Source organism: Kordia sp., from assembly GCF_045105435.1.
In the GTDB taxonomy this organism is placed as follows: domain Bacteria; phylum Bacteroidota; class Bacteroidia; order Flavobacteriales; family Flavobacteriaceae; genus Kordia.
On the sequence record NZ_JBGCDL010000406.1, the window covers coordinates 1 to 6,873 of the forward strand.

The 6,873-nt window shown below is 32.8% G+C and carries 4 protein-coding genes; 1 reads left to right on the forward strand and 3 read right to left on the reverse strand.

The genetic code is table 11. The features are described from left to right. Positions 1 to 87 precede the first annotated feature (87 nt). The 3 genes from AB8B65_RS20540 to AB8B65_RS20550 all read right to left on the reverse strand — a co-directional run bounded on the left by AB8B65_RS20540 (position 88) and on the right by AB8B65_RS20550 (position 5,467). A complete protein-coding gene (locus AB8B65_RS20540; protein ID WP_405303154.1) occupies positions 88 to 2,796 on the reverse strand; it encodes a carboxypeptidase-like regulatory domain-containing protein in 2,709 nt (902 codons plus the stop codon). A gap of 54 nt (positions 2,797 to 2,850) precedes the next feature. Next, entirely contained in the window at positions 2,851 to 3,669 is an 819-nt protein-coding gene (locus AB8B65_RS20545) for a GLPGLI family protein (RefSeq protein WP_405303155.1), read from the reverse strand. Between the two features lie 286 nt (positions 3,670 to 3,955). Next, positions 3,956 to 5,467, reverse strand: a complete 1,512-nt coding sequence (locus tag AB8B65_RS20550; RefSeq protein ID WP_405303156.1) for an NADP-dependent isocitrate dehydrogenase — start codon at positions 5,465 to 5,467, stop codon at positions 3,956 to 3,958. 221 nt (positions 5,468 to 5,688) lie between these two features. On the opposite strand from AB8B65_RS20550, the gene AB8B65_RS20555 reads away from it, so the two are divergent. Beyond that, entirely contained in the window at positions 5,689 to 6,285 is a 597-nt protein-coding gene (locus AB8B65_RS20555) for a hypothetical protein (RefSeq protein WP_405303157.1), read from the forward strand. Positions 6,286 to 6,873 lie beyond the last annotated feature (588 nt).

Below are 6,873 nucleotides of genomic sequence, written 5' to 3' on the forward strand. Positions count from 1 at the left end.
TGTTGTTCGGTCTTCAACTAACAATACTAACAAACGTATTATCTTCTATTTCTTTGCTGAATAATCGTAAATGATATTCAGTATATTTTATAATGTATACACAAATCGGAATGTCACAAATCGCGGCTGAATAAACGTTTCTTGACTAAATACCGATAAATTATTCGCGCTGTTTCGTACTTGTGCATCAATGTTTAAAAGGTTGGTTGCTTTTAGTTCATATTCCCATTTTGCATCTCTGTTTTTTCTATATGAAAAAGTCGCATTCCATGTTTGAAACGATTGCGATTGTCCATTTCCTAAGTCTTGGTTTGTATAGGTAAAATCTGTTCTAAAAGTAACTCGCTTCCAAATATAGGCATCAAAATCAAACGTAGTTGCATTGGTAACAAACTGTGTATCTCTTCCACCTTGCGTGTTATCGGTTACGCTATAACTATGACGTAATCGCACATTCGGAGCAATCTTAAAATTTGTGCGAACTTCTGGAATGTATGTTTGTGTAAATCCTTCATTTACAGAACGACGTTCTTGGATAAACTGATTAATTTTACTGTAATTAAACCTTCCTGACAAACTCGCTCTTATTTTTCCAAAAGTACGTTGTACACGTCCTGCAACATTTACGTTTTCATCTGCAAAACTCGAATTAAAGAAGGTACTTGTACGAATTACACTTTCAAAGTTAGTCAAACCACGAATCTGATCAATATTACTAGAATACGAAGCTCTTGCAAATACATTGGTATAATTGAAAAGGTTGAAACTTGTATAAATCAAGCTTACATTGTGCGACAATGCGTTTTGTAATGTCGGCTCACCAAATTGGTAACTGTTGAAGTTATTCATTACCAAACCTTCCGCCAAGCGCGTTACGTCTGTAAACTGATTACGCATTTGGTAACGCAACGTTAAAGCTTCACTCTTTTTAAACTGAATTCGAGTTTCAAAATCTGGTAACACTCTAAAGAAATTATCTGTATAATCTACGCCAAACTGACTATTTTTGTTTCCATAAGCATGTACAGAAAAACCTGGTGTAAAGGTGAATTTACCACTCTTTAAACGGTAATGAAATCCTAAATAAATATCACTAAAACTATATTCTGTGTCATTTGTTGCGCGTCCATCGTTAAAAATAGGTGTCGGATTTAATGTCAATCCAGGACCTAAAAACTGAAATAAATTCGAGTTGAATTGCTGATTGCTCAAAATAGTTCCGAACGTGATATTGATATTACTTCGCGCATTCAAAATATTATAATAATCCAATTTTGCATCAAACTGATTCGACTTAATGCGTCTGTTTTGCCCAAGATTGTACTGATCTGATGTCGTATTCAATCCTAAGGCTTGTGCTGTAGTATCAAATGCGCTATCGTCTTCATTGTCTAAAATTGCGTTGTAAAAAGGATCTTCATTTCTAAACAAATGCTGTGCTTCAAGCGCAAAAATATTGTTCTCATTTAGCGTGTAATAATAGTTTAAATTTTGATTCACGCTATATGGAGTCACTTCATCAATTTGGTTTGTGGATCCAATTACAGAAGAAAACACACCTTGATCTTGCGTGTCATTTGAAACACGTCCAATCACATCATAATCCAACTGATTGCTAAAATTTGGCTTGTACGAAGCACTTAACTTTGCTACAACTTGGTCAGAACGTTCTCTGCTTCGTTGTTCGGTTGCTTCATCCGGAATTCCTAATTCTGGATCTGTATATTGTACTAAACTGGTTTCTTTCGATAAAATTCTGCTACTACTGTAGATTAAAAATCCGCTTAAATCCAATGCTTTGTTTGGCGAATAGCTAAAGTTTCCTGTTGCTAATTTGCTTTCTATTTCTAAGGCATTGTTCTGATTCGTCAGAAAATTTAAGCCATTATCTCCGAGATTGATATTGGTTCCGCTACTTCGACTTGGTGGACGAAAACCGCCGCTAAATCCTCTAATATCGCGTCGTGACAAGGCAACTTCTCCAATATTATTGAGATCTCCGATAAAATTGATGCTGTATTTTGGACTGTAATAAAATAGTTTGGGTTGAAACAAATAGAGTTCATTATCGGGAGACGATCCGCTACCTGCCGTTATATTACCAAACCAGAAACTTTCTTTTCCTTCCTTCAATTTAATGTTAATCGCAACACTATCTTGATTATTAGTAACACTCCGCAACTGTCCAACTTCCGAATAGTTACGCAATACTTGAATTTTATCTACTGCTTTTGATGGAATGTTTTTTGTCGCTAATTTAGTATCGCCGTCAAAGAAATCTTTTCCGTTTACCATTAGTTTATTTACGACTTTCCCTTCAACTTCTATTTGACCGTCTTCATTAATTTCTACGCCGGGCAGTTTTTCTAGGACGTCTTCTAATTTCCGTTCGGTACCGTTTTTAAAAGAATCGGCATTATATACAAGTGTATCACCTTTAATAGTTACGGGCATTTCATAAGTCAACTCAACTGCTTTTAGCTCGTTGGTACTTTTCATTATAAAATCTTTCGTAATATCAACTTCTTTTGAAGAAAATTCTTCTTCAATATTCTTTAAACCTATATAGCTTACTTGAATTTTATACGTAGAATTCTTAGTCAACTTAAGTCTGTATTTTCCAAACTTATCGGTAATTCCGTAGGATTCTAAGGTGTTTGTTTTCTTGTTTAATGCGATCACATTTGCCAGTTCTAGTGGTTTGTTGAGGCTATCTTTTACAACTCCTTCCATTTTTATTTGTGAATAAGAGATCGTAGCTACAAAAAGTAGTAGCAAACAGCATAATTTTTTCATGATCGAGTATTGAATGTGTTAGTAAGTTTTTTTCTGGGATAAATGTAATGATTATTAACCTCTTCTTCTTCCTCGGTTACTCATCATTTCTTGCATTTTACCTTTAATAGTTTCTTGGTACTTACTTTTTGTAATTTCTTTTCCACCTTTTGGTGCTTCTATCTTAATTTCTTCATCTGGATTGATGACAATTTTAGAACATAACATGGTTGTATCGCCAGCGCTTACTTCTAAAATTAATCCTGGAAGTCCCCAAAATTCTGCCGGTCCATGACTTACAGGAACTTGTGGTGAATACCAAGCTTCTATTTCTACCATTGGTACATCTGGTTTTCCGTCACCATCTTCATCTTTTCTTCTTAAATCGCTCCAAGAAAAATTATACCAAGCCAAATCATCTTGTGAAACAGTTGCTGTTGCTTTAAAACAAGTATACTGTCCAATTTGCTTTGTCTCTTTGCCCATTTTCCAGTCAATGGTATGTAATGAATCTTTCACTAAAAACTTTTTCCCGTAAAATTCTTGACTCTGAACCAAAGCTACGTTTTTTACATTCTTATATTGATAACCTCTTGTAAAGTTTGCGCCCCAAGAATCGGTTGCTCCTGAAATAGCATCTAACTTATCTTCTTCCTTAAAAACAGATGCTTCTTTATCAAAACTCAATACATACGTTTTTTCCAATCTGTTTTTCAAACGTGCCGCAACATCTTTCTTTTGTGCTTCGCTCATTCGCGCTCCCCAACTTCCTAGTTGCATTTTCGATTTTGAAAAGTAATACGCTTTTCCTTGAAATGTTTGCGTGTCATCCGCTTTAAATGAAAGCAATGCGATAAGCGAAAGTGATAGGAATTTTAGTAAAAGTGACTTCATGATGTGCGATTAAATTAATTTTTGTTTAACGAAGATAATAAAAGATTAAACGTTTAACACTGATTCTTGAAAAAATTAACAGTATTTTAAGTGTGATGGTATTTCAAACACTTGTTTTTACTACTGTTAATGGCTGTTTTGCTTGTGAAAAGGACATTATTTATAGTGTTTTTAAATTAAAAACAGTTAAACAAAAAAAGCCGAACAACACATTCTCACAAATGTTGTTCGGCTCAAAGCTAACTTGTAATAACACTTACTAACTACTTATGAACTCTTTTATACTTTATTCTCCTTGTCCTAACGAGAAACCACGTTTGCCATCAAACTCATACAAGTTTTCTGTTTTGATAACTTCAAAGCCTAAGTGATTTATATTTGATAATAAGGCTAAGATTTGTTCAAAATCTACAGGCATGTATTTTGGTTGTTCTCCGTTAATTGTAGCATTTATAGCGACAAATCTACAACGCCAGTGATCTGTACAATACGTTTCTGGCATTCCGTTAGGATATACTTTTACACCACGATTGGTGATCATTTTTAGTTTTAATTTATACGATTGTAATGCTGCTAACGCGTCTCCAATTTCTTGTGGATTTACACCTTGCCAGTTGATAAAAACATCCGTTCCTACTAAAACTTGTTCTTTTTGTGCTCTTATATATTCAGGAATTGAAATTCTTCCTGCATTTTCATCGATAGTACTTACAGGTAATTTTACTGGCTGATTTCCTAAGTTTTCAATGATTTTATCTGCGAATTCACTTGTAGATACTTTCTGAACACTTTGTCTTTCTTTGTAAATATCTGCGGTATGATATCCTTGCTCAATCGTTGTTAACAATGCGTTTTTAATGGAATTGGCAATATTTACCTTTCCAACATGAACCAACATCATTACTGCTGCGTTGATCAATCCTGATGGATTTGCAATTGCTTTTCCTGCAATATCTGGAGCCGAACCGTGAATAGCTTCAAACATGGCAATATTTTTTCCAACATTTGCCGAACCTGCCATTCCTACTGAACCTGCAATTTCTGCAACAATGTCCGAAACGATATCTCCGTATAAATTTGAAGTTACGACTACATCATAATTTTCAGGATTTGCTGCTAAACGTGCCGAACCGATATCAATAATTTGTGATTCACTTGTAATCTCTGGATATTCCGCTGCAATTTCTTTGAACACATTGTGAAACAAACCATCGGTTAATTTCATAATATTATCCTTTACCATGCAGGTAACTTTCTTTCTTCCGTATAATTTTGCGTATTCAAAGGCGTAACGAACAATTTTTTCACAACCTGGACGTGTAATCAACTTTAAACATTGTACCACATCTTGTGTTTGTTGGTGTTCAATTCCTGCGTACAAATCTTCTTCATTCTCACGAATAATTACCACATCCATGTTTGGAAAGTTGGTGTGAATATATGGCGACAATGCAGTTACAGGACGTACATTTGCAAAAAGTCCGAGTGACTTACGCAAGGTAACATTCAAACTTTTATATCCTTTTCCTTGTGGAGTTGTAATTGGAGCTTTCAAAATAATTTTATTCTGATTGATTACTTCCCAAGATTTCTTTTCGATTCCTGCAGAATTTCCAGATAAATATACTTTCTCTCCAACTTCAATAACTTCAGGTTCAATATTAGCACCACTAGCTTCTAAGATTTTTAGCGTAGCTTTCATAATTTCTGGTCCAATTCCGTCACCATATGCTACGGCAACTTTTGTTTTTACAGCTGTATTTTGTGTTTGTGAAACCTGTGTTTTTGTATTCTCCATTGCTTTTTGTTTTATTTTACAAGGCAAAGATCAAGAATATAGTTCATATATTTTTATTTATGTTTTATATGATATGTATAAGTGTTGTTTATGGGTTTGGTTTTGTGTTTTTATCGTAGTTTGTTTTTAGGTTTTTTTATTAATTGTGGAAAACCGTAAGAATTTCAGTTTCTTTTGAATTATTTTTATGATGATTAAATTATTCAAAAAAATAATAAATAATGAAGACAAGATTGATATTAATTATTTCAACTTTTTTGTTTATTGGTTGTGAATCGAAAGTAAAAACAGTTGAAAAAGACACAATTAATTCTGAAGAAGATTTGAATAAAGACCTTAAAATTGATAATGTAAAACCTCTTTCTAAATATACAACAGTAAGAAAAATGTTGGAAGCTGCTTCTGATTTTTATGAAGAGAATGGTTCTTTAAAGTTTATTTCAGAAGATAACTCAAACATTCATATTCAAGTTTCCAAATCAGTTCTTGAGGCAGAATCAAAAGATTTGAAAGAAGAAATTGTTAAAAGAGACATTGTGTATGTCGTATTTCAATCATTTGCTCAAACAAATATTGATAAAATTACTGTTACTGCAATTCCAATAGACCAGAATAATCGAAAAAAATATTATAATAGATATGCGAGAACAATTAAAATAGGTAGAGAAAAGGCAGCAAAAATTTTGAAAAAATACTTGGGTAGTGATAATTTTTCACTCCTTTATGAGAAGAATGGAGATTTATGGTTGCCTAGCAAAAAATTTAGTAAACTAAAATTCGAGAAACTAAATCAAGTATTTAATGAAATGTCAAATTAATCTAACTCATTAATAAAAAGCTTTCAAAAACAAAAAAATCCAAACAATACATTCTCACAAATATTGTTTGGATTTAGCTAACTTGTATATAACACTTACTAACTTCTTATATACGATTTGATATTCAATAAACTTTTTACGTATGTATGTAAAACTCTCGTCTTAATTGCAGTACAAAGGTGAAGAATAAAGTTTATATATTTTCATTTATGTTTTGTATGACATTCATAAGCTTTATTTATGAATAGTAGTAAGTATCTTGTTAATAGTGTTTTGTGTTTTTTTTTTGTGAAGATAATTTCTCGAAATCAAAGTACTTTTCGATACAATTTTTCTTCATTCCATTTCAAAAAACCACTCAAAGGGATGTTTTTTTTAATCTGACATATTGAAAATTTCAATGAAATAAGTCAAAAAAATCTAAGAGCTGAGCGATCTAAAAGTGAAACGATCTCAAAGCAAAGCGGTCTAACAGCACAGCGATCTAACAGCAAAGCATTCCATTCCGAAAAATCACTCAAAGAGACGTTTTTTTTTAATTCAACATATTAAAAGTTTCAATGAAATAAGTCAAAAAAATCTAAGAGC

Excerpts from the sequence above, each read along its gene's own strand:
- AB8B65_RS20550 (WP_405303156.1), bottom strand. The coding sequence starts at position 5,467 with ATGGAGAATACAAAAACACAGGTTTCACAAACACAAAATACAGCTGTA.
- AB8B65_RS20540 (WP_405303154.1), bottom strand. The coding sequence starts at position 2,796 with ATGAAAAAATTATGCTGTTTGCTACTACTTTTTGTAGCTACGATCTCT.
- AB8B65_RS20545 (WP_405303155.1), bottom strand. The coding sequence starts at position 3,669 with ATGAAGTCACTTTTACTAAAATTCCTATCACTTTCGCTTATCGCATTG.
- AB8B65_RS20555 (WP_405303157.1), top strand. The coding sequence starts at position 5,689 with ATGAAGACAAGATTGATATTAATTATTTCAACTTTTTTGTTTATTGGT.